We start from the raw sequence: 26,466 nt of genomic DNA, 5'->3' as shown, positions 1-26,466 counted from the left end.
GCCCGACGGTGAGGCCCGACCCTCATTCCTGAGCCGCGCCGAAGGGGCGTGCCGTCGCTCGTTGAGTTGAGCCGGACCCCGGGCGCGATGCGCCCAGACTGTGGCGGCCGTTCCTTGAGCCGCGCCCTCGCGCGAAGCGCCGGGCGCGTGTCGAAAGGTCCCGCGCTTGTTTCGTGTACTCGACCACGATTCGTCCGTGTCGTCACTGTTGAGGACACGGACGCTGTCCGCCGCGTGAATGCTCTTGTCTGGGTGTACGGAGTCGTATGGAGTAGGTCGATTCTCTTGCAGGGCGGGGTAAGCGTCTGGGAGAGTGTCAGGCGGTACCCGCAAGTTGGGTCGTTTGATGAAGGGGTGGGACATGGTCAAGGTGGACGACGTTGCGGTCGAGGGCCAGCGGCGAGCGGTGGCGAGTCGCTGGGTCGCGGTGTGGGTGGCGCTGGCGCTCGCGGTGGTCGGGAGCATCGCGGTGCCCACACCAGCACGCGCCGACTCGCCGCCGTTCAGTCACTGCTACGCGACGCGGAACCAGAGCTGTGTGTCTCAGTGGGGCTACACGGGTCAGCGAGCCTGGAACTACCCCGTGGATGCATATGGCAACAACTGCACGAACTATGCGGCATTCAGGTTGAGCGCGAACGGCTTCCAAAATCCAGGGAACCTTGGCGACGCGTCCAACTGGGCGACCAACGCACGAGCGAAAGGCCTGCATGTCTTCGCAGGGTCTGGGAACTCTCCGCGGGTTGGTGACGTTGCGCAGTGGAACTACGGACACGTCGCCTACGTAGAGTGGGTGAGCGCTGACGGCTCGCAGTTCGCGATCTCCGAGACGGGATACGAGTGGAACGGGTACGTCAGCATGTCGGGGCGCGGCATTTTCGGCGGGGGTGGCAAGCGCAATCAGGCGGCTTGGCCTGACAACTTCATCCGGTTCAACGGAGGTTCCGTACCGAGTCCGTCCGGTCAGGAAGGGCGTCCGTACTACTTGTCGGCAGTGAAGTCGAGTGGGGAGGCTTTCGCAAAGTCGGGGATGCACGGCGAGTGGGTCAAGGAGACCTCGTCGGTGATCCAGACGGCCGTGGCGTCCGACCCGGTGAACGGTCTGTTCTATGGCGCGCTCGCATCGGATGGAACGCTTCGTGGGAAGCAGGGTCTTCATGGTGGCTGGACGACTCTCAGCAGTGGTGTGAAACAGTTCTCGATCGCATCTGACTCGGTGAATGGTCTCTTCGTAGCGATAGTCAAGGAGAAGGATGGCGTCGTCTACGGCAAGCAGGGGATGCATGGCGGCTGGACTCGCCTTACGGATGGTGCAGAGCAAGTGGCGATCAGCTCCGACGCGAAGAACGGACTCTTTGTTGGTGTGCTCTACGGCGATGGGGTTGTGCGCGGTAAGCAGGGAATGAATGGTGAGTGGACCAAGCTGACCAGTGGCGTTAAGCAGATCGCGGTGACGTCGGATCCGGCGAATGGCGTCTTCTACGCAACGCTCCACGGGAACGGAGTCGTTCTCGGCAAGCAGGGAATGCATGGTGGATGGACCACGCTCACTGAGGGCGCGAAGCAGGTTGCGATCGCCTCCGATTCTCGCAACGGGCTTTTCGTGGGTCAGGTGAATAGCGCTGGTGTTGTGTATGGCAAGCAGGGCATGAACGGCGCCTGGACGAGGCTCACTGATGGCGCGCAGCAGGTCTCGGTCTCGTCAGATCCTGCTGGCGGCGTGTTCTATGTGACGCTTCATGGAGATGGTGTCGTGAACGGCAAGCAGGGCATGCATGGCGGGTGGACCAGGCTCACCAGCGGTGCGCTTCAGGTGGCCCTGCCCGGAGACTCGTCTGGTCGGCCGGTGAAACTGCCGCTGACTGCGTCACCTGCTCCTCAGATCAGCGGCGTGGCTCAGGTCGGGAAAACTCTCGCCGTGAACTCTGGGGAGTGGAAGCCTGCTCCGGTGACTCTGGCCTACCAGTGGCTGCGCGACGGCAAGACGATCTCGGGTGCGACCAAGGCGAGTTACACCCTGACGTCGGAGGATGTGGGTGCGAAGGTCTCGGTGAAGGTGACCGGGGCGAAGGCCGGGTACGTGACGGTGAGCAAGACGTCGGCGCAGACAGCGGCCGTGTCCGCGGCGCCGTCGCCGAGTCCGGAGCCTACGACGCCGTCGGTGAAGAAGCTGACCGCGACTCCTGTTCCGGTGATCACTGGGTCCGTGAAGGTGGGGAAGAAGCTCACCGCCGCAGCGGGGGAGTGGAAGCCTTCCGGGGTGGTGTTGTCGTATCAGTGGTACCGGTCGGGGAAGAAGATCGCGAAGGCGACCGGTCAGACATACAAGCTGACGGCGGCGGACAAGGGCGCGACGATCTCGGTGAAGGTGAGTGGGAGGAAGTCGGGCTACATCACGGTGACGAAGATGTCGGCTGTGACGAAGAAGGTCAAGGCCGGGACGTTGTCGGCGACGCCGAAGCCGAAGATCAGCGGAACTGCGAAGGTGGGCAAGAAGCTCACCGTCAAGGCGGGGGTGTGGAAGCCGGTGACGGTGAAGCTGTCGTATCGGTGGTTGCGGAACGGGAAGGCTGTTAAGGGGGCGACGAAGTCGACCTACAAGCTCAAGAAGGCGGATAAGGGCAAGAAGATCACCGTCAAGGTGACCGGCAAGAAGTCCGGCTACACCACCGCCTCGAAGGTCTCGGCGGCGACGAGGAAGGTTGCCTGAGGCGCGTGGTACTCGGCTGACCGAGAGGAATGAACGCTAACTGGCCGTTCTGGGAGGGATCTCTCCCGGAACGGCCAGTTAGCGTCGGATCGGGTCGGGTGGTCGTGTATGCGGTCGGGCGCGGGACGTTTCGACGCGGGCCTGGCGCTTCGCGCGGGGGCCCGGCTCAACGAACGATGTGGAGGTTTCGCGCGGGGGTCTGGCTCAAGGAGCGATGTGGACGTTTCGCGCGGGGGTCTGGCTCAAGGAGCGATGTGGACGTTCGCGCCGGGGTCTGGCTCAAGGAGCGAGTGGGTGCGGCGTGGGCGAGTTCGCGACTCTGCTTGCCCAGTGCCTTAGGAGGGAGATGTTTGTTGGTCTACCAACAAACATCTCCCTCCTAACTGGCTGGAGGGCCCGGAGTCGACGCGGCCTACGCCGTCGACCCCCACAAGAGGGGGATGGGGCTGCATAGGGGGAGCGGCGCGGGGGTGCGCGCCATTAGGGTGTGGCTGACGGCCGGGGCGTCCGGTCGCTGCCGTACCGACGAGGGGATCCTCGCCGCAGTACCGACGAGGGGATCAACGTGGACGACGTGCGGCTGCGGCGGCTGGGGAGAAGCAGCTGGGCGCTCCTCGGGATCATCGCGCTCGTCGTCGTGATCGCGATGGCGATCGGGGCGATCCGCGGAATCGTCGTCCCGCTCGTGATCGCCGTCATCCTCGGCACCGTCCTCGAACCGCTGGTCGAGTGGCTGGAGCGGCGCGGACTGCCTGCGACGCTCGCCACCGTCGTCTCGCTGCTGACCGCCGTTCTCGTCGGGATCGGCATGGTCGCGATCGTCATCTGGGGCTTCCTCAAGCAGCTGCCCGAGATCTCCGCGCAGCTCGTGCTCGGATGGGAGTCCTTCGTCCAATGGGGCAAGAGCCTCGACATCGACGAGATCTGGCTCGAGCGCGGGCGGGTGGCCGTCCAGGACTATGCGCCGCGCGTCAGCCAAGGCATCCTCGGCGCGGTGTCGGGCACGTTCTCCGGGGCCGTGTCCTTCGGGATCGGTGCCTTCTTCGCGATCTTCTTCCTTTTCTTCGTGCTGCGCGACGCCCGCACATTCCCCGAATGGCTGGCAAAGGTCACGCACCTCGACGCGCGCGCGGTGGCCGAGGTGACCATCGCGGCGAAGGAGTCCATCCGCGGCTATTTCAAGGGCATCGGCATCACGGCGCTGATCACCGCGCCGATCTTCATGATCCCGCTGCTCCTGCTGCGGGTGCCGCTCGCGGTGCCGATCTTCATCCTTTACTTCTTCCTCTCGTTCATTCCGTTCATCGGCGCCTGGCTGACCGGCGCGTTCGCCGTCCTGATCGCATTCAGCACGGGCGGCGCGTCCGCGGCGGGCATCGTCGCGCTGTCTCTGCTGGTGTCCAACGGCACCATCCAGAGCGCCGTGAGCTCCTGGGCGCTGGGCTCCTCGCTCAAGCTCCACCCCGTCGCGGTGCTGCTCGCGACCCTTGTCGGCGGCACCATCGCGGGCATCCTCGGCATGATCCTCGGCGCCCCGCTGGTGGCCGCCGCGAAGCGCTCGGTCGAGGCTCTCCGCGAGATCAAGCAGGAACGAGAGATTCGGCAGGAGTAGAGCCTCCCGGATACCATGGCCGTCGCGAGCCGCACCGTCTATGCGGCCGACGACGAAAGGAATATGCCGTGATCCGCACCCACGAAGCAGGAACGCTACGCGCTGAGAACGTCGGCCAGGAGGTCGTCCTCGCCGGATGGGTGGCGAAGCGGCGAGACCACGGCGGTGTCGCTTTCATCGACCTGCGCGACGCCTCGGGCATCTGCCAGATCGTCGTGCGCGACGAGTACCTCGAGTCGGCGGGCATCCACGACCTGCGCAACGAGTTCTGCATCAAGGTGACCGGCGTCGTCGACGCCCGCACGCCCGAGAACGTGAACCCGAACATCCCCACCGGTGAGGTGGAGGTGGCCATCCGGGAGCTCGAGGTCCTGAACCCCGCCTCGCCGCTGCCGTTCCAGATCGACGAGCGCACGAACGTGGGCGAGGACTCCCGCCTGCGCCACCGCTACCTTGACCTCCGCCGGCCGCGCCAGCACGAGGCCCTCGTGCTGCGCTCGCGCGTCACCCACACCATCCGCGAGGTGCTCGCCAAGCGCGACTTCTACGACATCGAGACCCCGACGCTGACCCGCTCGACCCCGGAAGGCGCCCGCGACTTCATCGTCCCCGCGCGTCTGCACCCGGGCAAGTGGTACGCGCTGCCGCAGAGCCCGCAGCTGTTCAAGCAGCTGCTCATGGTGGCGGGCATGGAGCGTTACTACCAGATCGCGCGCTGCTATCGTGACGAGGACTTCCGCGCCGACCGCCAGCCGGAGTTCACTCAGCTCGACATCGAGATGAGCTTCGTTGACCAGGACGACGTCATCGGGCTCGCCGAAGAGGTCATGGCCGCGTGCTGGCGCCTGATCGGCGTCGAGATGAGTACGCCGCTGCCGCGGATGACCTGGCACGACGCGATGAACGACTACGGCTCCGACAAGCCCGACCTCCGCTTCGACCTCAAGATCCGCGAGCTCACCGCGTTCTTCGCCGACACCCCGTTCCGCGTATTCCAGGCGGACTACGTCGGCGGCGTCGTCATGCCCGGCGGGGCGTCTCTGCCGCGCCGCCAGTTCGACGCCTGGCAGGAGTGGGCGAAGCAGCGCGGCGCCCGCGGCCTCGCCTACATCACAGTCGGCGACGACGGCGAGCTGGGCGGCCCTGTAGCCAAGAACATCTCGGAGGCCGAGCGCACGGGTATCGCCGAGGCCATGGGCGCCAACCCTGGCGATGCGATCTTCTTCGCCGCCGGCGCCCGCGAGCAGTCGCAGGAGCTGCTCGGCGCTGCCCGTCTGGAGATCGGCCGCCGCTGCGACCTCATCCCTGAGGATGCCTGGAGCTTCCTCTGGGTGGTCGACGCGCCCATGTTCAAGTCGACGGCCGACGCGGAGAAGGCGGGCGACGTCGCCGTCGGCGGCGGTAAGTGGACGGCCGTGCACCACGCGTTCACCTCGCCGAAGCCCGAGTCGCTTGACACGTTCGACACCGACCCCGGCTCGGCGCTCAGCTACGGCTACGACTTCGTCTGCAATGGCAACGAGGTGGGCGGCGGGTCGATCCGTATCCACCGCCGCGACGTGCAGGAGCGGGTGTTCGACGTCATGGGCATCGGCGCGGAGGAGGCGCAGGAGAAGTTCGGCTTCCTCCTCGACGCGTTCTCGTTCGGCGCCCCGCCGCACGGCGGCATCGCGTTCGGCCTCGACCGCCTCGTGATGCTGCTCGGCGGTTTCGACTCGATCCGCGACGTCATCGCGTTCCCGAAGAGCGGCGGCGGCTTCGATCCGCTGACCGAGGCGCCGGCCGCGATCACCGCGCAGCAGCGCAAGGAGGCGGGCGTCGACGCCAAGCCGGAGCCGAAGAAGGACTAACCAGCGGTAGAGAACCGGTGGGGGCGGAGCACCAGCCAAAGGGAGGCGCCCGCCAGCACGGCACAGATCAGCATCGCGAGGCCCATAGGGGTGGCGTCGTTCAGCTCGAACGAGCCGATGATCGGGCCGACGAGGCTGCCTGCCAGCATGCTGGACGACCCCATCAGCGAGGCCGCGACACCCGAAGCCGTGCGGTGACGCTGCAGCGCGAGCACGTTGTTGTTCGGTATGCAGAAGCCGACGCCCAGCGTGTAGGCGAACATGAAAGGCACAAGCGCGAACAGCGGGCCGTCGACGAACCCGACGGCCACCACGCCCGACGCGGCGACGATCATCAGCGTGTTGCCCCAGGCAATCATCCACTGCGATCCGAAACGGAGGGCGAGCCGCGCGCCGGCCTGGATGCCTGCGAAGATGCCGACGGAGCAGGTTGCGAACACGGCGCCGAAGCCCTGCGCGGACAGCCCGTAGACCTCCTGCAGCAGGACCGACGACGTGGAGACGTAGCTGAAGAGCCCCGCGAAGCCGAACGCCGCCGTCAGCAACGCCCCGACGAAGATCCGGTCGGAGACCACGGTGCGGTAGGAGCGGAGCAGCGGACCGATTCCGCCGCGGGTGCGCTCGGCGGGAGGGCGGGTCTCGACGGTGAACCGCAGCACGAGCGCGATGATGACCGCGCCGTAGAGGGCGAGGGCCCAGAACACCCCGCGCCAACTCATCATGCTCACCAGCACGGAGCCGATGATGGGCGCGAGGATCGGGGCGAGGCCGGAGATCAGCGAGAGCCTCGCTAGCGTCTTCACGAGCGCGCGGCCGTCGAACAGGTCGCGGGCCATCGCCATGGCGACGACGGCGCCCCCGGCCGCGCCGATGCCCTGCAGGGCGCGCATCGCTGTCAGGAACTCGACGTTGGGCGCGATGGCGACGAGCACGGAGGCCGCGACGTGCAGCGAGCTGGCGACGATCAGCGGGATCCGGCGTCCTATGCGATCGCTCCAGGGGCCGATCACCAGCTGTCCGAGGGCGAAGCCCAGCGTGGTGGCAGAGAGCGTGACCTGGACCTGCGCGTCGGTGATGCCGAGGTCGCCCTTCAGGGCGGGGAAGGCGGGCAGGTAGAGGTCGATCGTGAACGGGCCGAGGCCCGTCAGCAGCCCGAGGGTGACGATGATTGCGATGCGGCGCCGTTTGGAGAAGCGGCTACCTAGGTCTGGCGACATCAATGCTTTCGTGACGGGAGGGGTAGATTGCGTCCGATGAGCATAGACCTGTTCGGCAACGTCGATCCGCAACCAGCGCAGCGGGGCGGGTCGCTGAGCGACGCCGCGAACCCCCAGGCGCCGTTGGCCGTGCGCCTCCGGCCGCGGACCCTCGACGAGATCGTCGGACAGCAGCATCTGCTCGCCCCGGGATCGCCGTTGCGACGACTCGCGGACGGGCAGCCGATGTCGGTGTTCCTGTGGGGTCCGCCCGGCGTTGGCAAGACCACCATCGCGTCGGTCGTGTCGCGTGCTACGAACCGCCGGTTCGTCGAACTCTCCGCTGTCACGGCCGGGGTGCGCGAGGTGCGTGCGGAGCTGGACGAGGCGCGCCGTCAGCTCGCCCGCGGCAGCGCGACCGTTTTGTTCGTCGACGAGGTGCACCGCTTCTCCAAGGCGCAGCAGGACGTGTTGCTGCCAGCCGTCGAGAACCGCCTGGTCACGCTCATCGCCGCGACGACGGAGAACCCGTCGTTCTCCGTGATCTCCCCGCTGCTCTCCCGGTCGCTGCTGCTGCGGCTGCAACCGCTGACCACCGAGGACCTGGTTGCCCTCATCGACCGCGCCCTCGACGACGAGCGCGGGCTGAGGACGGCGGCGGGGGAGAAGTACACCCTCGACGACGACGCGCGCGATCAGATGCTGCGCCTCGCGGGAGGCGACGCCCGCCGCGTCCTCACCTATCTCGAGGAGTCCGCGGCGGCCGCGGAGGCGCGAGGCACCGACACCATCGACCAGGCCGCCGTCGAGTCGTCGGCCGACCGTGCGGCCGTGCGCTACGACCGCGACGGCGACCAGCACTACGACGTCATCAGCGCCTTCATCAAGTCGATCCGCGGGTCAGACGTCGATGCCGCCCTCCACTACCTCGCCCGCATGCTGGAGGCGGGTGAGGATCCGCGGTTCATCGCACGGCGGCTCATGATCTCGGCCTCCGAGGACATCGGCATGGCCGCTAGCGGCGTGCTGCAGACGTGCGTGGCCGCGGCTCAGGCGGTGCAGCTGCTCGGGATGCCGGAGGCGCGGATCACGCTGGCCCACGCCACGGTCGCCGCCGCGACGGCGCCGAAGTCGAACGCGGCCTACATGGGGCTGAACGAGGCGACCGCGGACCTGCGCGCGGGCAAGGGCGGCCTCGTCCCGCCCCACCTGCGCGACGCCCACTACTCGGGGGCTGCGAAGCTCGGCCACGGCGAGGGCTACAAGTACCCGCACGACTACCCGCACGGCGTCGTCGCCCAGACCTATCTGCCCGAGGACCTGGTGGGCGCGCAGTACTACCACCCGACCGAGAACGGCCAGGAGGCGGTCATTTCCGAGCGCGTCACAGCCCTCCGCAACCTGCTCAACCCGTAACCGGTCGGCTACAGTTACGCCCATGTCTGTTGGAGAAGTTGCCGGCCTTATCGCCGCGATCGCCCTGTGCGTCCTCGTGGCGCTCGCCGCCGTGCCGCTGCTGAAGCTCGGCCGCGTGCTGGACGAGACGCGGATCGCCGTCCGCGACCTCGGCAACAACAGCGTCCCCATCCTTCAGGAGTTGAAGGGCACCGTCGTCGCCACCAATGACGAGCTGGCGAAGCTCAGCGTCGTCACCACCGACGCCGCGCGCGCCTCGGCCCATGCGACGGTCGTGACCGAGAACGCCGCGCAGCTCTCGACGCTGTTCGCCGCCACGCTCGGCGGCCCGCTCGTCAAGACCGCAGCCTTCACCTACGGCCTCCGCAAGGCCGTGAAGGGCGGCAAGGCGGCCAAGGGGAGGAAGGCCTCGTGAGGAACCTCTTCTGGTTGCTCGTCGGAGTGGCGCTGACCGTCGTCGTCGTCCTCAAGGGCAAGGAGCTCTACCGCAAGCTGACGCCCGCGGGCGTCGCTGAGCAGGTAGAGCAGCAGGGCAAGAAGGCCGCCGCGAACCTAGGTGACTTCGTCGGCACCTTCCGTGCCGCCATGGCTGAGCGGGAGGCCGAACTCCGCGCCGAGTTGAACATCCCCGCCACCAACGACTGACATACAAGGACACCGAAACATGTTGACCTCCGAAGTCCGGAGCCGGTTCATCGACTTCTTCGCGCGCCACGACCACACGGTCGTGCCCAGCGCGTCGCTGCTCTACAACGACCCGACGCTGCTATTCGTCAACGCCGGCATGGTGCCGTTCAAGCCCTACTTCCTCGGCGACGAGCCGGCGCCGTTCCCGCGCGCCGCCTCCGTGCAGAAGTGTGTCCGTACGCTCGACATCGACGACGTCGGCAAGACGACGCGCCACGGCACGTTCTTCCAGATGCTGGGCAACTTCTCGTTCGGCGACTACTTCAAGGCGGGAGCGATCTCGCTCGCCTGGGATTTGGTCACCGGCAGCGAGGCTGACGGCGGCTGGGGCTTCGACCCGGAGAAGGTCTGGGTGACCGCGCTCTTCGGCGACCAAGAGACGATCGATCTCTGGCAGAAGGTGGGTATCCCGCGCGAACGGATCCAGGAGCGCGGGCTGAAGGACAACTACTGGCACATGGGCGTTCCCGGACCGGGCGGACCCTGCTCCGAGATCTACATCGACCGCGGCCCCGAGTTCGGTGCCGACGGCGGCCCGGAGGCCGACGAGGACCGCTTCCTCGAGATCTGGAACCTCGTGTTCCAGCAGGAGGAGCTGTCCGCTGTGCGCGCGAAGGACGACTTCGACGTCCTGCGCCCGCTGCCGAGCAAGAACATCGACACCGGCTCCGGCCTTGAGCGCGTCGCGCTGCTGAAGCAGGGCGTTGCGAACATGTACGAGATCGACGAGGTGTACCCCGTCATCGCGAGGGCCGCGGAGTTGTCGGGCAAGCGCTACGGCGAGGACCCGGTCGACGACGTGCGCTTCCGGGTGATCGCCGACCACGTCCGCTCCGGCCTGATGCTGATGACCGACGGCGTGACTCCCGGTAACGAGGCGCGCGGCTACGTGCTGCGGCGCCTGCTGCGCCGCGTCATCCGCGCCATGCGCCTGCTGGGTGTCGGCGACCCGGTCCTCGGCGAGCTGCTGCCCGTCTCGCGCGACCTGATGCGCGTCTCCTACCCGGACATCGACGACGCATGGCCGCGCGTCTCCCGGGCCGCGGAGGTCGAGGAGGAGACCTTCCGCCGGACGCTCCAGTCGGGCACGACGATGTTCGACACCGCGGTCGGCAAGGCGCGCGGCGAGAAGGCGACCGAGCTGCCGGGCGACAAGGCCTTCCAGCTGCACGACACGTACGGCTTCCCGATCGACCTCACCATGGAGATGGCGGCGGAGCAGGGCCTCACCGTCGACCGCGCGAAGTTCGACGCGCTCATGAAGGAGCAGAAGGACCGCGCCCGCGCGGACGCGAAGGCCAAGAAGGGTGGTCTGCAGAGCACCGAGGCCTACCGCGAGCTGCGGGAGACCGGCGAGGTGCCGTTCCTGGGCTACACCGATCTCGACGTCGCCACCCGGGTGCGGGGCATCGTCGCCGACGGCAAGGTCGTCGACCGCGCGCTCGACGGCTCCACGGTCGAGATCGTGCTGGCCGAGACCCCGTTCTACGCGGAGGCCGGCGGCCAGGATGCGGACCGCGGCACCATTGCGGGCGACGGCTTCAGTCTCGATGTGATCGACGTGCAGCGCCCCGTCCCCGGGCTGGTCGTGCACCGGGTCGAGGTGCTGGGCGAGCTGCCGGTGGGCGCGCTCGTGGACGCGAGGGTCGACGCCGAGGCCCGCCACGGCTCGTGCCAGGCGCACACCGCCACGCACATCGTGCACGCGGCGCTGCGTCAGCTCGTCGGCAAGAACGCCACGCAGGCGGGCTCGTACAACAAGCCCGGCTACATGCGCTTCGACTTCTCCTCGACGCAGGGTCTCTCGGATCAGCTCAAGGCCGAGGTCGAGGCCGTCGCGAACGAGGCGATCACCGCCAACTACGCGGTCACGGCGCAGCAGATGCCGCTGGAGGAGGCCAAGGCGCTCGGCGCGATGGCCATGTTCGGCGAGAAGTACCCGCCGATCGTGCGGATGGTCGAGCTGGCGGGGCCGTGGTCGCGCGAGCTGTGCGGCGGCACGCACGTCGCAACCACCGCGGAGATCGGCGTGCTGAACCTGCTCAGCGAGTCGTCGATCGGATCGGGCGTGCGCCGCGTCGAGGCCCTGGTCTCGGCGGATGCGTTCGCCAAGTTCGCCGCGGAGCGCGCCCTCGTGGCGGAGCTCACCGACACGCTGCGGGTCCAGCCCGACCAGCTTGTCGGTCGCGTCGAGCGTCTCGTCGCGCAGCTGAAGGACGCGGAGAAGCAGATCGCCGCGCTGAATGCGGAGCGGCTACTGGCCGGCGCCGCAGGCATGGTGAGCCAGGCGGGCGACGTCGACGGCGTCCGTTACCTCGGCGTCGCCACCCCGGGCGTGGGCGGCGGCGACCTCCGCACGCTCGCCCTCGACCTGCGTGAGCGGCTGGGCTCCGGCCCCGCCGTCGTCGCACTGGTCGGTGGCGCGGAGAAGCCGATGGCACTCGTGGCCACCAACGACGCCGCCCGCGGCCTCGGCCTCAGCGCGGGCCAGTTGATCGGCGTCGCGTGCGCGGCCCTCGGCGGCAAGGGCGGCGGAAAGCCGGACCTGGCCCAGGGCGGCGGCACGGACGCGTCGGCGGCGCCGCAGGCCCTCGCGGCGGTGCGCGAGGCGCTCGCGCAGCGTGGCTGACACCGTCCGCCTCGGGCTCGACTGGGGCAAGGCGCGCATCGGCGTGGCCGCGGCCAACGAGGGCACGTCGTTCGCCTACCCGGTCGAGACCGTGCAGGCCGGCCCCGACGAGCTGCGCCGCCTCGCCGCGATCGTCGCCGAGTACGAGCCCGGCCTGATCTACGTCGGGCTCCCGCTGACGCTGTCCGGCGAGCGGGCGCTGGCCGCCGAGTACGTGCTTGCGAAGGCGGCCGCGCTGGCAGGGGCCGTCGCCCCGATTCCCGTGCGGCTGGTCGACGAGCGGATGAGCACCGTCTCGGCATCGCGTAGTCTGGGCTCAGCCGGGCGCCGCGCGAAGCAGCAGCGGCAGGTGATCGATCAAGCCGCGGCGGTCGACATCCTGCAGCGGGCGCTCGACCTGGAGGAGCGCGTCGGAACCCCGGCGGGGGAGCCGGCACCGAGGGAGGCAACGTGAGTCGCAGGTTCGTGGACAACGACAAGCTGGACTGGCACAAGATCGGCTACGTCGCGCGCAGCGCGTTCGCCGTGCTGTTGTCGGCAACCGTCCTGATCGGCGGCGGCTGGTTCGTCTACTCGAAGGCCCACGGCATGTACATGTCCTGGCGCACGGCCGACGACTACATCGGCGAGGGCACCGAGGAGCGCGTCGAGGTCCTGATTCCGCTCGGCCCCAGCCAGACGCAGGTCGGCGACATCCTGACCGAGGCGGGCGTGGTCAAGTCCACCAAGTCCTTCCGGAAGGCCGCGCAGGAGAGCGGCAAGTGGCCGGAGTTGAAGGCCGGCCGCTACCGCCTCCCGAAGGAACTCCCCGCGGAGGTCGCCTTCCGGATGCTGCTCGACCCCGACAACCAGATCCGCCTCGAGATCACGTTCCCGGAGGGAACGACCGTGGCGGAGCAGTTCACGATCATGGACACCAACACCAAGGGTATCGCGCTCACCGCGAAGGACATGCAGAAGGCGGCGAAGACGCCCGAGAAGCTCGGCCTCCCGAAGTACGCGAAGAATAAGCTGGAGGGCTTCCTGTTCCCGTCGACCTATGTCGTGGCGGAGCCGCCGGCGGCGGCGGACGTGCTGAAGGGCCAGATCAAGCAGTACAAGAAGATCGCGGAGAAGCTGTCCCTCGAGGGGCGGGCCAAGGAACTCAAGGTCAAGCCGTTCGAGGTCGTGACGGTCGCGTCGATCATCGCGGCGGAGGTCACGAAGCCGGCAGACCAGCCGATGGTCGCCGCGGTCATCTACAACCGTCTCGAGAAGGGCATGAAGCTCGAGATGGACTCCACCGTCCACTACGCCGTCGGGAAGACGGGCAAGGTCACCACGACCGCGGAGGACCGCAAGAGCAAGTCTCCGTACAACACCTACCGCCACGAGGGCCTGCCCCCCGGCCCGATCAGCAACCCCGGCGAGACCGCCCTGGAGGCCGCGCTCAGCCCGGCGGACAGCGACGCGTTGTTCTTCGTGACCGTCGATCTCGACACGGGAGAGACACGGTTTGCCTCAACCCTTGCGGAGCACAACGCCAACAAGAAGATATTCCAGGCGTGGTGCGCGGCCAACAAAGACCGCGGCCAGTGCTGAGGCGCGCGGGCGTCGTCGGCGATCCTGCCGGCCATTCGCTCTCGCCCGTCATCCATCGCGCGGGCTACGCGGCGGTCGGCCTCGACTGGGACTACCAGGCCTACACGGTCGGCACGGAGGAGTTCGGCGGATTCGTGCGTGCGCGGCTGTACGATCCCGAGTGGGCGGGGCTGAGCGTCACCGCGCCGCACAAGGAGGCCGCCGTCGCGTTCGGGGAGCCCGACGAGCCGACGCGCTTGCTGGGCGTCGGCAACACGCTCGTCTTCGGCGATCGGGTCTCCGTGCACAACACCGACGTCCCTGGCTTCGTCCGCGCGTGGCGCGCGCACGGCCTGGATGCGCCGCGCCGCGTCGCGGTGGTGGGAAACGGGGCGACGGCGAAGTCCATCGTCCTTGCGCTCGCCGGTTTGGAGGCCCGCCAGGTTGTCGTGCTCGCGCGCGCGCCGGAGCGGGCCGCGGGCGTGATCGCGCTGGCGCGCATGCTCGGCCTTGAGGCGGAAGTGCTGCCGCTGGGCACGGATCCCGGTGCCGTCGATCTCGTCGCCAACACCGTCCCCGTCGCGGCGACGGCCCCGCACGCGGACCAGCTGGCGGCGCGCACGAGGATCGTGTTCGACGTCGTCTACGACCCGTGGCCGACGCCGCTGGGTGCCGCCGCGCAGCGCGAGGGGCGCATCCGCCTGAACGGCCTCGACCTGCTCGCGGGCCAGGCCGTCGACCAGTTCTTCCTGCTGACCGGCCACCAGGTCACCTTCGAGCTGGCCCGCTCGGCAGCCGGTCGCGAGATGAGCAGGCGCGCGGCTCTCTGACACAATGTCGGTCATGCTCCGCTACCTCACCGCCGGCGAATCGCACGGCCAAGCCCTGATCGCGACCATGGAGGGCATCCCCGCCCACGTCGAGGTCGGCGTGCCGGAGATCGCGGAGAACCTGCGCCGCCGTCGGCTGGGCGTCGGGCGCGGCGCGCGGATGAAGTTCGAGGCCGACGAGGTGACGCTGCTCGCGGGCTTCCGCCACGGGGAGACGCTGGGCTCGCCGATCGCCATCCAGGTAGGCAACACCGAATGGCCCAAGTGGCAGCAGGTCATGGCGCCTGGCGAGGTGGATGCGGAGGTGCTGGCGAAGCAGGCGCGCAACGCGCCGCTGACCCGCCCCCGCCCCGGCCACGCGGATCTCGCGGGCATGCAGAAGTACGACTTCGACGAGGCCCGCCCGATCCTCGAGCGCGCCTCGGCTCGGGAGACCGCGGCGCGCGTCGCGCTGGGCACCATCGCGCAGGCCTTCCTGAAGCAGGCGCTGGGCGTGTCCCTGCTCAGCCACGTCGTCGAGCTCGGGCCGGTGCGCGCCACGCGCGCGGAGCTCCCGACCCTCGACGACCTCGCCGCCATCGACGAGGACCCCGTACGATGCTTCGACGCCGAGGCCTCCGCGACGATGCAGGCGGAGGTCGATGCCTGCCACCGTGACGGCGACACGCTGGGCGGCGTCGTCGAAGTCGTCGTCTGGGGCCTGCCCCCGGGTCTCGGCTCGCACATCCAGGGCGACCGCCGCCTCGACGCACGGCTGGCCGGCGCGCTCATGGGGATTCAGGCCATCAAGGGCGTCGAGGTCGGCGACGGCTTCGAGCTGGCCCGTACCCGTGGCTCGCTGGCCCACGACGAGATCCTGCCCGCCGAGGCGGGCGTCGTGCGCGCCTCGCACCGCTCCGGCGGCACCGAGGGCGGCATGTCCACCGGCGAGGTGCTGCGCGTCCGGGCTGCGATGAAGCCCATCGCCACCGTTCCCCGCGCGCTGCGCACCATCGACACCTCGACGGGCGAGGCTGCGGCCGCGCACCATCAGCGCTCCGACGTCTGCGCTGTCCCCGCGGCCGGTGTCGTCGCGGAGGCGATGGTGGCGCTGGTCCTCGCCGAGGCCGCGCTTGAGAAGTTCGGCGGCGACTCGGTGGGCGAGACCCGCCGCAATTACGAGTCCTACCTCGCCGACGTCGCGGCCCGCGGCTTGGCGGTCGGCCGATGAGCGTCGTCCTGATCGGCGCCCCGGGGGCGGGGAAGTCCACGGTCGGCAAGCGTCTGGCGCGTCGGCTGGGGCTGTCGTTTGTCGACGTCGATGCCGTGATCGAGCGAGAGGCGGGTAAGCCCATCGCGGAGATTTTCGCGGACGAGGGCGAGGCGCACTTCCGCCAGCTCGAGGAGCGCGCGACCATCGACCTGGTCGCTGCCGAGGGCGTGGTCGCGCTCGGCGGCGGGGCCGTGATGAACCCGGCGATCCGCGAGGCGCTCGTGGGCCACGACGTGATCTGGCTGAAGGTCTCCATCGGGCAGGCCAGCCGCCGCGTCGGCCTCAACACCGCCCGCCCGCTGCTGATGGGCAACATGCGCGCGCGTCTGATCGAGTTGCTGCGCGAGCGTACGCCGGTCTACGAGGCGGTCTCGACGCAGATCATCGACACCGACGGCCGAGGCTCCTCCGAGGTCGCCGACCAGCTCGCTGCCGAGCGCGGAGCGGTCCTGTGAAGGTGAGTGTTGACTCCCAACTGGGGCCCTACGACGTGTTCATCGAGCCGGGCGCGCTTCGGCGGCTCCCAGACTTCGTCCAGGGCGCGTCACGGGTGGCCATCGTTCACCCGGGGACGCTTCCCGGCCTCGCGGTCACCGTCGCCAACCTCGTCGACCGGCCTGTGACGCTGATCCCGGTGCCGGACGCGGAGGCGGCGAAGACGCCCCAGGTGCTGGCCGACTGCTGGGACGCGCTGGCCGACGCCGGCTTCACGCGCAGCGACGTGATCGTCGGCGTGGGGGGTGGAACCACGACCGACCTCGCAGGCTTCGTCGCCGCCAGCTGGCTGCGCGGCGTCGACTACGTGAGCATGCCGACGTCGGTGCTCGGCATGGTCGATGCCGCCGTCGGCGGCAAGACGGGCATCAACCTGCCCGCGGGCAAGAACCTCGTCGGCGCGTTCTACGAGCCCAAGGCTGTGTTGTGCGACCTATCGCTGCTGGGGTCGCTGGCGCCGGAGGAGGTGTCGTCGGGGTTGGCCGAGGTGGTCAAGTGCGGCTTCATCGCCGACCCGGCCATTCTCGAACTCGCCACCTCGGACTTGTCCGATGCCCGCGACGTCGGCAGCGCGCGGTTCGCGGAACTGGTCGCGCGCGCGGTCGCTGTCAAGGCGCGGGTCGTGGCGGCCGACTTCACCGAATCGACCTCGAAGGGATCGGATGTCGGCCGCGAGGCGCTGAACTATGGGCACACGCTCGGTCATGCGATCGAGCGCCACGCCGGCTACACGTGGCGGCACGGCCAGGCGATCTCAGTGGGCATGGCGTGGATCGCACGGGTCTCTCGCGACCTGCTGGGCCTCGACCCTTCGTTCGTCGCGCTGCACGACGAGCTGCTCGGCGGTCTGGGGCTGCCGCTGTCCTACGACGCTCCGTTCGCCGAGCTGCGCCCGGTGATGAGCCTGGACAAGAAGGCACGCGGGAACACCCTGCGCCTTGTCGGCTTGACGGCGCAGGGCGCGCCGCGGATCATCGACGACGCCCCCGAGCGGTTGCTCGAGGGCGCCTATGCGGAGCTCAGCCGCGGATAGCCGCTCGGCTCAGCCGGCCAGCACCGAGCACTGACCGAGTGCCCGCCGCCCGATGGTGTTGCCGTAGCCGGTGATGCCATGGGTGATGTGCGTGCACACGACGTTGCGGCCGATCTCATTGCGGACGATGTAGGTCTTGTCCTCGTTTTCGCCGCCTTCGGTCGTCGGGTCATCGAGGGTGACGTCGGCCACCAATAGGTCCCCAGAGATCTTGTTGAACATGATCCCGATGCACCATGTGTTCTGGCCCGCGATGACCACGCTGCCGCGGACTGTGTTGTTCTTGATAGACCACGGGATCTCGTAGGACCCGCCGCCGAGCACCGTGAGGTTGCGCAGCGACACGCCGTTGATCAGCGCGGCCGAGGGCTTTATCAGGGTCACGTTGCCCTTCACCGTGATGCGCGACTGGCCCTCCTCGGGGTCGGAGGCGCAGGGGTGGGCCGAGTTGCCTGTGTACTTCGCTGCCTGGCAGCCGAGCCCCACGAACGCGCTCCGGCCGCTGGTGATGCCGCCGTGTACCGTAATCGTCGAGGGCGCGCTCTGGGCATCGAGCATGGCGCCTGCCCTGATGTCGATGTTGCCCTTGACCGTGATCGTGGCCCCGGGCGCCACCTCGCACGCGCCCTTCACCGTGATGCGGGAGTACGTCCCAGACGGGATCTCCCCGCCCTTGCAAACGTAAGCTTGGGGGGAGTGGCCGTGCTCCGGAGCTGCGGAGGCGGGGCTTGCCGTGAGCCCGAGCGCCCCGCTGAGAACCAGCGCGCCGAGCACCTTCCATCGGAGTTTCATCATCGACACCATCCTTCTTGGACGTCGCTGGCGCACGCCCCAACGCGTGCGCCCTGTTCGACAGGTCTCCGCTCTGCCAGGCCGGATTACTATCCCAGATATATGGGGAACAGGAACGCAGGGCTAGTGGTCTGTCGCACCTAAAGGTGCCGATCAGGACGCGGGGTCAGGCGGGATGAGCGACAAGGCGGAGGAGGGAGTCATTGCGGGGCACTACGTCGACCGACGACAACGACGTCAATCGCCCGCATGGCGCCGCGTACCGGTGCATCTAGGTGCGGCGGGCCACTAGGCTGGCGCGCATGGCTGAGGTCTGGGAACTGCTCGGGGAGGCGCTGCGTCTGTACCCGAACCTGTTCGACGGCGTCGACAAGACGGCGGCTGAGATGTTGGAGCCCGCGCTTGGCGTCGCGGCGCTCGCGGGGGCGTCGACCGTTCTTGGGCACATCGCCGTACTATTGGTGAACCGCGTGCACGGCATCCGCCTGGTGGTCAGCATGTTGCTCAGCATCGTCATGTTCGGGCTGCTGTACGTCTTGCAGGCCGTCGTGACGTGGACGTTCGGGTCGATCGTCACGCAGCGGCCGCTGCCGCTGCTCCCGCTGATCGTCGTCGCCCTGACGGCGACGGCGCCGCTCGTGTTCAACTTCGCGACGATCCTTCCGCACATCGGGATGCTGATCGGGCGGGGGCTGCAGGCGTGGGCGTTCCTGGTGTTCGTGCTGGGCATCATGGTGGCGTACGGCGCCACATTCTGGGCGGCCTTCTTGTTCAGCCTTGCGGGCTGGCTCGCCATTCAAGTGTTGTCGCGCGTGCTGCAGAAGCCGCTGGGTTGGGCGGCGTCGCGCCTGTGGACGCTCGTCACCGGAACGCCGACGATGCTGACCGCTGACGACATCCTGTCGGGCATGCCGTTCGTCCCGGTGAGCACCGAATCGACGGTGACGCGATGAGCTGGATACTGACCGCGATCCTCCTGGTGGTCTTCGGGTTCGTTCTGCTTTCGCCGCTCGAGTCGCTGCGCTGGTGGTCGAGCAAGGGTGAGGAGGAGGTTCGCGCCACCTTCGAGGAGTTGTCGGATGCGGAGCTGCCGCCCGTGCGTCACAAAGGCCAGTTCGCCGTCTTCCTCTCTGGCATCGGCACCCTGAGCGGCACCGAGCTGACGAAGCGCGAGACCGCGTTCGTGGAGGCGCTGCGGGAGGAACTGCCCGACCTCGTGGTTGTCGACGACGTCTTCCCTTACGCCGTCGACAACCGAGGCCTGAACCAGCGCGTCGGCATGCGGATCTGGAAGTGGCTGGATCGGATGCGGCGCCGCTGGCCGCTCAGCCCGCTGCCGTACCTGATCCAGGTGCGTAACGTGGGCCACGTGCTGGTGTCGGCGGATCCGCGCTACGGCCCCACCTACAGCATTGGGCTTGCGCAGGAGATCTGGCGCGGCTTGCAGCGGCGCGGCTATCGGGCCGGCAGCGGGGATCCGGTTATCATCATCGGCTACTCGGGTGGGGGGCAGGTCGGCTTGGGCGCTGCATGGTTCCTGGCCGGCGTCGGGGTGCCTGTTTCGATGATCTCGATCGGCGGCGTGTTCGGCGACGATCCCGGCCTCGATCGTCTCGACCACCTCTGGGACTTGTACGGCACCCGCGACAGCGTCCGCTACCTGGGGCCGATCGCGTTCCCCGGCCGCTGGCCGACGGCGCCGCTGTCGCGTTGGGCGCGGGCGAAGCGCGAGGGTCGCGTGACGCCGATCGAGATCGGCACCATGAAGCACGACGGGCCGGATGCATACTTCGGGCGCCGTAAGTTCGGGGCTGATGGCCGTCCGCACGCGGACGCGACCCGCGAGGCGGTTGCGGCGATCCTGCGTGAACAGGCCGGCCAGTCGGCGGCGTGACGGCGATGCGCGTCTTCCTGGCAGAGGATCAGTATCTGCTGCGTCAAGGCCTCGAGCGGTTGCTCGTGTCTCAGGGCGTGGAGGTGGTCGGCAGCGTCGCGACCGCCGAGGACTTCCTGGCAGCGATCGACCTCGGCCTCGGAGAGCCGGGGCGGGTTCAGCCGGCTGGCGGCGTTGGGGCGTCCACAGCGAAGTCGTCGATGGATCTGGCGTTGCTTGACATCCGGATGCCGCCGACGAACACCGACGAGGGGATTCGCGCGGCGTTGGAGTTGCGCCGTCGCCGCCGCGGCTTTCCCGTCGTGCTGCTCAGCCAGTACGTGGAACACGTCTACCTCGACGAGTTGTTGGGCGACGGCGCCGGCGGGATCGGCTATCTGTTGAAGGACAGGGTGTTCGACGACGTGAGCTTCGTCGCGTCGTTGCGCACGGTCGCCGCGGGCGGCACGGTCGTAGACCCGGAGGTGATCGTGACCCTGATGCAGCGCCAGACGGCGCGCGGCAGGCTGTCGTCGCTCACTCCGCGTGAGACGGAGGTCCTGTCGCGCATGGCCCAGGGAGACGCGAACACGACGATCGCCGCGCGCTTGGTGGTCACCGAGAAGGCGGTGCAGAAGCACATCAACGCGATCTTCTCGAAGCTCGGCCTCGCCGAGGAACCGACGTCAGCGCGCCGCGTCCTGGCCGTCCTGGCCTTCCTCCGCGGCACGACCGTCCCCTGAGCCTCGTTCCCTTGGAGGCATCGCGGGTCCCTGACCAAGGTCTCGGACGCTTCGACACGGACCCGGCTCAAAGGGTCGGGATACGCACCAGGTAGGCAACGGGGCCGACGAGGATCAGGCACAGGGGGATCGCCCAGGATAGGGGAGCGGAGGCGGGTGCCATCGGCCAGGAGAGGAGGTCGCTGCTCATCGGGAGCAGGCAGACAGCCGAGGCGAACGCCCAGGCGATCGCTGGTAGGGCTGCCGCCCGGAGTGAGAAAAGCGCTGCCGACAGCAGCGTCAGGCCGCAGTAGCCGAGGGCATTGCGGAACGACTCCCACAGCACGGATCCGCCGATTACGATCGCCGACGCCGCCACGAACGCGAGGGCGAGGGCAACGAGGGCGAGGTCGAGCAGCCAGATCCTCCGTCGGGCGAGCGACTCGCGGACAGCGTCTTGGCGAGCCAGCCCAACCGTGAGTGCCAACGCGGTCACGAGGGGGAGGACTGCGCTGAGCGGCGCGGTGAGTGCCCTGCCACCGGTCAGGTTCGGGAAGGCGACGAACACCGCAGAACCCGGGAGCCCGAGCCAGGCTGCGATGAAGGAAAGGACGAGAACGGGCAGTGCGGCACGGTTGGCCGCCCACAGCCTCATGCGCGTGCCCGACGCTGAGCGTCCAGTGCGAGCAGATTCGCCGGCGATCCCTTCCAGCGGACTCGGCCGTCGGCGAGCACGCAGACGTGGTCGAACGCGTCCTCCACGTCGGCCAGGTCATGCGTGCTCACCACCACAGGAAGGTCGGCAGGCAAGGCGGTGAGGATCTCTCGGAGCCCGACCCGCTGCGCGGGGTCGAGGCCCGCCGCCGGCTCGTCGAGGAGCAGGACGCGCGGGCGGCAGGCGAGGGCGGAGGCCAGGCCCATCCGACGCAGCTGGCCTCCGGAGAGGCGGGTGGAACGCTCGTCCGCCTTGTCGCTGAGGCCGACCTGGGCGAGGGCTCCTCGCGCGGATGCGAGCGAGGCTTTCGCCGACAGCCCGCCCAACCATGCGGCGTAGCGCACCGCGTCGAGCACCGTCAGGCCCGGCATGGGGGAGACATGCTGCGGCAGGTACCCGACCGCGGCCCTGAGCAGGTGCCAGTGCGTCGCCCCATCGAGCGTGACGGTGCCGGTTCGCGGTGAGGTGAGCCCCGCCGCGAGCCGCAACAGGGTGGACTTGCCCGCGCCGTTCGGTCCCAGCAGCACCGTGCGGCCAGGCGGGAACGCGACGGTGACCCCGCGCAGCACCTCCTTGCGGCGGGTGTAGCCGAAGCGCACGTCGCGCAGGGCGAGAGTCGGGCTGCTTGCGGGCGCGCTGAGTACAGGTGTTGGCATGTGAGGTCCTTGAGGATGTGGGGTTCAGGTCTGTTGGCAGTCCCTGGACAGGCGGCAGCTAGTGGCTTCGGCACGGGCGCTCGTTCCTCGTCGCCCGGCTCAACCAGCCGTGCTTGGCTCAACCAGCGGTCAATCCAGGGGTTTGGGGACGCGGACGGTGGCGACGGTCGGGCCGCCGACGGGGCTGATGAACTCGAGCTCGCCGTCGAAGGGGGCCAGACGCTGGCGAAGGCCCACCAGGCCGCCGTCGGCGGTCTCGACGGCGCCGCCGAGGCCGTTGTCGGTGACTACTGCCTCAACGACCCGGTCGTCGGCCGTCAGCTCGATCACCACCTCCGTGGCGGCGGAGTGCTTGGCCGCGTTGCTCAGCAACTCCGCGACGGCAAAGTACAGTGCCGTCTCGACGGTCGGCACGAGTCGACCCTCCAGCGAGGACACGATTCGCGTCTCGATGGGGCTGGCGGCTGCGAGTGAGCGCACCGCCTCGACCAGGCCGCGGTCCGCGAGCACCGGTGGGCGGATGCCACGAACGAGCGACCGAAGCTCACTGAGGGCCGCCGACGAGTCGTCCTTCGCGGCGGCGAGCATCGCGCGGGCTCCGTCCGGGTCGTGGTCGAGGAGCCGCTGCGCTTGCGTCAGCGTCATTCCCATCGTCACGAGCCGGGCTTGCGCGCCGTCGTGCAGGTCGCGCTCGATGCGCCGGATCTCCGCCTCCTGCAGCTCCAGCGCGGTGCGCCGGGTCGCGGTCAGCGTCGCGACCCGCTCCTCGAGCGACGCCGTCGAACTGGTGGCGAGCATGTAGCTCACCCAGCGGGCGTGGAGGCGTTGAATGAGCCGCGCGACGATGGGCGCGAGCCCTAGCTGAATCAGGCCGAGCACGCAGACCCCGAGCGCATTCGATGAGTCCACGTAGTAGTCGCCGCCCCAGAAGCTGAGGTAGATCGCATAGCCGAAGTTGTCGTACAGGAAGATCGACACGGGCGCGAGGGCCATCGTGAGCCCGTACCAGGTGAGGAGCGCAGGTACTACGAGCCCGACGGCGGTGGCGATCGGGTTGACCAGGTGCCAATCCAGGTCGCGAGCCTTGGCCCTGTCTTGTAGCTGCGCGCCGAGCGGCGCGAGCCCATTTGCTTTGTGCGGCGGACGCGCCGGCTCGTACTCCGCGATGAGTCGACGGCCGAGCTGCGCCGAGGCCCACTCGCGCTGACGTTCCGCGTTGGTACGCAGCGCGCCGAACACCTTCTCGATGTGCCCGAACCCGAGGAGGGAAAGCACCGTCGCCACCAGCCAGCGGATCAGCGTGAGGGTCTCGCGGAAGGCATACCAGCCGAGGCGTGCGGCGTCGCCCATCGAGCCGAGGTCCTTGACGAGGCGTCGGCTGAGTCCGCCAGACGAGCTGCGGTGTCGGGATGGCTCCATGGGGATCAGCTTGCCCGGTTTCGCGCGGTAGCGCAGTGGTCCACGCCCGTGTGTTCGAGGTGGTGCTGGCACCACCGACGTGCGACGAGGCCAACGCTGAGACATCGAGTTCGCTTCGAGCGCGCGATCTGGAGCCCCGAGGTGAATACGATGCGCTCATGAATGCGCGACGTGTCCTGACACGGGGTGGGCTTGAGTTCTGCATCGGCCTCATCTGGTTCGCGTTCTCGTTTGCCGGATGGGCGTGGGGTCGCATAGGCGTCGGGGCTCTCCTCGTCGACACGCTGGCGCTCGGTGCGCTGCTTCTCGGGGTGTTCCGCCCGCTGGCGGGACTTGTCGCGGCCTCCGCCGTCGTGGTGCTCGCGCTGTTAGCGGACCCGCAGGGTCTCGGGATGTGCCACTACATCGCCCTGTGCGCGCTCATCCCGGCGATCCGACGAGGCCACCTCAAATCCTCGGCGGCCGCCAGCGCCGTGGTGGGCGGCACGGTCGCCGCGACGATGCTCCGCAGGAACGGTAGCGCCGACGGCATCGTCGCCGCGGTCATCGCCACACCCGCACTCGTTGGTATCGCGTGGCTCGTCGGCTTGGCATTCCGGTGGATCGCTCAAGCCGAGGCGGATCGACTGTCGCGGCACTTCGCGGAACGGCAGCTCCACATCGCGACGGATATCCACGACTTCGTGTCCCGAAACCTCACAAGCCTGCTCGCCCAGGCTGAGTCCGACAGAGACCTTGTGGCGGCCCATCCCGAGTTCGCAGGCGAGCTGGTGACCAGACTGAGGCAGTCGAGTCTCGCGCTTCGCGGCGTCACCCAGGATCTTCAACTCACGCGGAGCACGGCGCCCTTGCGCGCCGGGCCGGTCCGTGAGGTCCTTGAGGCCGAGGTCATCGCGTTGCGCACTGTCGGGTTCGCTGTAGAGGTCACGGGAGAGGGGAGGGCGTTGGACGACCTCCCCGAAGACGCCGACTTCGCCGCCGGCCGCATCCTTGCGGAGGCGTTGCACAACGTGCTCAAGCACGGCGACACCTCGGAGCCCTGTCATGTCACCGTCGATCGCACCCCGGGGGAGCTACGCGTCGCGGTCCGCAACAAGGTCGCGAAGCGTGGTCGGCGTGGCTCCCCTGCGTCGTTGGGACTCACCGGCATGGCGCGGCATGCTGCCTTAGCCGAGGGCGCCGTCGCCTCAGGAAGGTCGGGAGCGCATCATTGGGAATGCGCCGCCGTGTTCCCCTTGCCGAACGGCGCCTCTGAGAGGAGTTGGTCATGAGCATCCGGGTCGCGATCTGCGAGGACGACAAGCGCTATCTGCTCGCGCTCGTCGAGACCCTGCGAACCGATCCAGGCCTCGACCTCGTGGCCACGGCCCGCGACGCCCGCACGGCGCTCGGTCTCGTCGCCGAGGTCGACGTCTGGCTGGTCGACATCCGGCTTCCCGGAATGCAGGGCACGGACCTGGCCGCAGAACTGCGGCGCGCCGACGCGAACACCAAGGTCATCCTCATGACCTCGTTCCCGGCGGGCTACGTGCTCGACTCCCTCCACGACGGCGTGAGGGGGTTCCTGCACAAGGACACGCCGCTCGCCGCGGTGCCGGCTGCGATCCGATCCGTGCACGCGGGGCTGAGGGTGGGCACCGACGTCGTCTATGAGACGCTGCGGCGGCACATGGAGAGCCTCATCGTCGTCGATCCCGAAAGGTATGAGCGGCTCGTGGGCGACGAGAGGGACGCGCAGCTGCTGCAGTTGATGCGGCGGAGCGCCAGCATCCCGGACATGGCTGCGCAGATCCAGCTCAGCGTTCCGGGGGCCAAGAAGCGCCTGACGAAAATGTTCCGGTGCGCCGGCGTGAGCAACCAGCAGGAGCTGCTGAACTGGCTCTACGACCCCACCTGCGGGCCGGCGCATCTCGCGGGGGAACCTACGCCGGCGCTCTGTTAGGAACGAGCGGGCGATGTTGGGTAGAGTGGCCCGCTGGCCGGACAGAGCCCGAGAACCTCGACTCAGGAGACAACCCGATGGCGTCAACGAACGATCTGAAGAACGGCATGGTGCTTGACCTTGACGGTCAGCTGTGGCAGGTCCTCTGGTTCCAGCACCACAAGCCGGGCAAGGGCAACACCGTCGTGCGTTCCAAGCTCAAGCACGTGCTGAGCGGCAAGATCATCGATCGGACGTTCAACTCCGACACCAAGGTCGATACCGCGACCGTCGACCGCCGCGAGATGCAGTACCTGTACCTCGACGGCGAGGACTACGTCTTCATGGACAACACCACCTACGACCAGCTGTATGTCTCCGCCGACACCGTGGGCGACGCGAAGGACTACATGCTGGAGAACCAGACGGCGATCGTCGCCACCCACGAGGGCAACCCGCTGTTCATCGAGCTCCCGGCCTCGGTCGAGCTCATCATCACCTACACCGAGCCCGGGCTGCAGGGCGACCGCTCGACCGGCGGCACCAAGCCCGCCACGCTGGAGACCGGCAAGACCATCCAGGTGCCGCTGTTCATCACCAACGGTGAGAAGATCAAGGTCGACACGCGCGACGGCTCCTACCTCGGGCGCGTTTCGAGCTAGTGCCAGGCACCACCGCCCACTACGGCGCGCAGACAAAGGCCCGAAAGGCCGCGCTCGACATCCTCTTCATGGCCGAGCAGCGCGACGCGTCCATCAGCGAGACCTTCGCCGAACAGCGAACGCTGCGCGGAGTTCCGGTCCGTGAGCTGACAACCAAGATCGTGCTCGGCGTCGCCGAGCATCAGCACGACATCGACACCCGGATCGAGGACGCCGCCTCAGACGGCTGGCACCTCGAACGGATGCCGGCGGTCGACCGGAACATCGCCCGGCTGGCCGTTTTCGAGCTGTACTACACCGACACCCCGCCGGTGGCCGTGATCGCCGAGGCGGTCCGGCTGGCGTCGGACCTTTCCACCGATGATTCGCCGACGTTCCTGAACGGACTCCTGTCCAAGGCGTTGGCCGCCAAGCCAGACACGAACTGATCGAGGAG

At 68.6% G+C, this 26,466-nt stretch carries 25 protein-coding genes; 20 read left to right on the top strand and 5 right to left on the bottom strand.

Features of this window, described 5'->3' with window-relative positions; translation table 11 throughout:
* Positions 1–361: 361 nt before the first annotated feature.
* The 3 genes from IPJ61_RS09075 to aspS all read left to right on the top strand — a co-directional run bounded on the left by IPJ61_RS09075 (position 362) and on the right by aspS (position 6,172).
* Positions 362–2,710, top strand: coding sequence for a CHAP domain-containing protein (locus tag IPJ61_RS09075; protein ID WP_297105980.1), 2,349 nt, complete (start codon positions 362–364; stop codon positions 2,708–2,710).
* 487 nt (positions 2,711–3,197) lie between these two features.
* Positions 3,198–4,322, top strand: a complete 1,125-nt coding sequence (locus IPJ61_RS09070; protein ID WP_297105977.1) for an AI-2E family transporter — start codon at positions 3,198–3,200, stop codon at positions 4,320–4,322.
* Between the two features lie 68 nt (positions 4,323–4,390).
* The gene (aspS, locus tag IPJ61_RS09065) at positions 4,391–6,172 is read left to right on the top strand and encodes an aspartate--tRNA ligase (RefSeq protein ID WP_297105974.1); all 1,782 of its coding nucleotides are present in this window, start codon (positions 4,391–4,393) and stop codon (positions 6,170–6,172) included.
* Here aspS and IPJ61_RS09060 read toward each other — a convergent pair.
* The gene (locus IPJ61_RS09060; RefSeq protein WP_297105971.1) at positions 6,169–7,389 is read right to left on the bottom strand and encodes a multidrug effflux MFS transporter; all 1,221 of its coding nucleotides are present in this window, start codon (positions 7,387–7,389) and stop codon (positions 6,169–6,171) included. The two genes, aspS and IPJ61_RS09060, sit on opposite strands and share 4 nt — an antisense overlap.
* Positions 7,390–7,425: 36 nt before the next feature.
* On the opposite strand from IPJ61_RS09060, the gene IPJ61_RS09055 reads away from it, so the two are divergent.
* The 10 genes from IPJ61_RS09055 to IPJ61_RS09010 are packed head-to-tail and all read left to right on the top strand — an operon-like array spanning position 7,426 to position 17,270.
* Positions 7,426–8,784 carry a replication-associated recombination protein A gene (locus IPJ61_RS09055; RefSeq protein ID WP_297105968.1) on the top strand — a complete coding sequence of 453 codons (1,359 nt, stop codon included), beginning with the start codon at positions 7,426–7,428 and terminating at the stop codon, positions 8,782–8,784.
* A 22-nt stretch (positions 8,785–8,806) separates the two neighbouring features.
* Positions 8,807–9,199 carry a DUF948 domain-containing protein gene (locus IPJ61_RS09050; RefSeq protein WP_297105965.1) on the top strand — a complete coding sequence of 131 codons (393 nt, stop codon included), beginning with the start codon at positions 8,807–8,809 and terminating at the stop codon, positions 9,197–9,199.
* The gene (locus tag IPJ61_RS09045) at positions 9,196–9,429 is read left to right on the top strand and encodes a hypothetical protein (protein ID WP_297105962.1); all 234 of its coding nucleotides are present in this window, start codon (positions 9,196–9,198) and stop codon (positions 9,427–9,429) included. Before IPJ61_RS09050 ends, IPJ61_RS09045 begins: the two co-directional genes overlap by 4 nt.
* Positions 9,430–9,448: 19 nt before the next feature.
* A complete protein-coding gene (gene alaS / locus IPJ61_RS09040; protein ID WP_297105960.1) occupies positions 9,449–12,100 on the top strand; it encodes an alanine--tRNA ligase in 2,652 nt (883 codons plus the stop codon).
* Positions 12,093–12,554, top strand: a complete 462-nt coding sequence (gene ruvX, locus IPJ61_RS09035; protein ID WP_297105956.1) for a Holliday junction resolvase RuvX — start codon at positions 12,093–12,095, stop codon at positions 12,552–12,554. Before alaS ends, ruvX begins: the two co-directional genes overlap by 8 nt.
* Positions 12,551–13,681, top strand: coding sequence for an endolytic transglycosylase MltG (gene mltG, locus IPJ61_RS09030; protein WP_297105953.1), 1,131 nt, complete (start codon positions 12,551–12,553; stop codon positions 13,679–13,681). Before ruvX ends, mltG begins: the two co-directional genes overlap by 4 nt.
* Positions 13,675–14,490 carry a shikimate dehydrogenase family protein gene (locus IPJ61_RS09025; RefSeq protein WP_297105950.1) on the top strand — a complete coding sequence of 272 codons (816 nt, stop codon included), beginning with the start codon at positions 13,675–13,677 and terminating at the stop codon, positions 14,488–14,490. The genes mltG and IPJ61_RS09025 overlap by 7 nt, the downstream gene beginning before the upstream one ends.
* A 13-nt stretch (positions 14,491–14,503) precedes the next feature.
* Positions 14,504–15,700: a chorismate synthase gene (gene aroC, locus IPJ61_RS09020; protein ID WP_297105948.1), complete on the top strand. Its 1,197-nt coding sequence runs from the start codon at positions 14,504–14,506 to the stop codon at positions 15,698–15,700.
* Positions 15,697–16,197 (top strand): shikimate kinase, encoded by a 501-nt coding sequence (locus tag IPJ61_RS09015; RefSeq protein WP_297105946.1) that lies wholly within the window; start codon positions 15,697–15,699, stop codon positions 16,195–16,197. Before aroC ends, IPJ61_RS09015 begins: the two co-directional genes overlap by 4 nt.
* Entirely contained in the window at positions 16,194–17,270 is a 1,077-nt protein-coding gene (locus IPJ61_RS09010) for a 3-dehydroquinate synthase family protein (protein WP_297105943.1), read from the top strand. The genes IPJ61_RS09015 and IPJ61_RS09010 overlap by 4 nt, the downstream gene beginning before the upstream one ends.
* Positions 17,271–17,279: 9 nt before the next feature.
* Here the strand turns inward: IPJ61_RS09010 and IPJ61_RS09005 are convergent, their stop codons facing one another.
* Positions 17,280–18,065: a hypothetical protein gene (locus tag IPJ61_RS09005; protein WP_297105940.1), complete on the bottom strand. Its 786-nt coding sequence runs from the start codon at positions 18,063–18,065 to the stop codon at positions 17,280–17,282.
* Positions 18,066–18,364: 299 nt separating this feature from the next.
* On the opposite strand from IPJ61_RS09005, the gene IPJ61_RS09000 reads away from it, so the two are divergent.
* Genes IPJ61_RS09000 through IPJ61_RS08990 form a run of 3 tightly spaced genes read left to right on the top strand, consistent with a single transcriptional unit; the run spans position 18,365 to position 20,678 of the window.
* On the top strand, positions 18,365–19,015 hold the full coding sequence (locus tag IPJ61_RS09000) for a hypothetical protein (RefSeq protein WP_297105937.1): 651 nt from the start codon (positions 18,365–18,367) through the stop codon (positions 19,013–19,015).
* Complete coding sequence (locus tag IPJ61_RS08995; protein WP_297105934.1) at positions 19,012–19,956, top strand: hypothetical protein; 945 nt, start codon at positions 19,012–19,014, stop codon at positions 19,954–19,956. The genes IPJ61_RS09000 and IPJ61_RS08995 overlap by 4 nt, the downstream gene beginning before the upstream one ends.
* 5 nt (positions 19,957–19,961) lie before the next feature.
* A complete protein-coding gene (locus tag IPJ61_RS08990; RefSeq protein ID WP_297105931.1) occupies positions 19,962–20,678 on the top strand; it encodes a response regulator transcription factor in 717 nt (238 codons plus the stop codon).
* Between the two features lie 67 nt (positions 20,679–20,745).
* On the opposite strand, the gene IPJ61_RS08985 is transcribed toward IPJ61_RS08990, so the two are convergent.
* The 3 genes from IPJ61_RS08985 to IPJ61_RS08975 form a co-directional block, all read right to left on the bottom strand.
* Entirely contained in the window at positions 20,746–21,312 is a 567-nt protein-coding gene (locus tag IPJ61_RS08985) for a hypothetical protein (protein ID WP_297105929.1), read from the bottom strand.
* Complete coding sequence (locus tag IPJ61_RS08980) at positions 21,309–22,028, bottom strand: ABC transporter ATP-binding protein (RefSeq protein ID WP_297105926.1); 720 nt, start codon at positions 22,026–22,028, stop codon at positions 21,309–21,311. Before IPJ61_RS08980 ends, IPJ61_RS08985 begins: the two co-directional genes overlap by 4 nt.
* Positions 22,029–22,157: 129 nt before the next feature.
* On the bottom strand, positions 22,158–23,447 hold the full coding sequence (locus tag IPJ61_RS08975; RefSeq protein ID WP_297105915.1) for a sensor histidine kinase: 1,290 nt from the start codon (positions 23,445–23,447) through the stop codon (positions 22,158–22,160).
* Between the two features lie 158 nt (positions 23,448–23,605).
* Between IPJ61_RS08975 and IPJ61_RS08970 the strand changes: the two genes are divergently transcribed.
* The 4 genes from IPJ61_RS08970 (at position 23,606) to nusB (ending at position 26,458) form a co-directional block, all read left to right on the top strand.
* On the top strand, positions 23,606–24,718 hold the full coding sequence (locus IPJ61_RS08970; protein WP_297105912.1) for a sensor histidine kinase: 1,113 nt from the start codon (positions 23,606–23,608) through the stop codon (positions 24,716–24,718).
* Positions 24,715–25,389, top strand: coding sequence for a response regulator (locus IPJ61_RS08965; protein ID WP_297105910.1), 675 nt, complete (start codon positions 24,715–24,717; stop codon positions 25,387–25,389). Before IPJ61_RS08970 ends, IPJ61_RS08965 begins: the two co-directional genes overlap by 4 nt.
* A 77-nt stretch (positions 25,390–25,466) precedes the next feature.
* On the top strand, positions 25,467–26,030 hold the full coding sequence (gene efp / locus IPJ61_RS08960; protein ID WP_297105907.1) for an elongation factor P: 564 nt from the start codon (positions 25,467–25,469) through the stop codon (positions 26,028–26,030).
* Positions 26,030–26,458, top strand: coding sequence for a transcription antitermination factor NusB (nusB, locus tag IPJ61_RS08955; RefSeq protein WP_297105904.1), 429 nt, complete (start codon positions 26,030–26,032; stop codon positions 26,456–26,458). The genes efp and nusB overlap by 1 nt, the downstream gene beginning before the upstream one ends.
* The last annotated feature ends 8 nt before the right edge of the window (positions 26,459–26,466 follow it).

The sequence above is a fragment of the Tessaracoccus sp. genome, assembly GCF_016714275.1.
GTDB lineage: Bacteria > Actinomycetota > Actinomycetes > Propionibacteriales > Propionibacteriaceae > Arachnia.
Note: the sequence above shows the minus strand (reverse complement) of the source record. Positions and strands in the feature narration are given on the sequence as shown.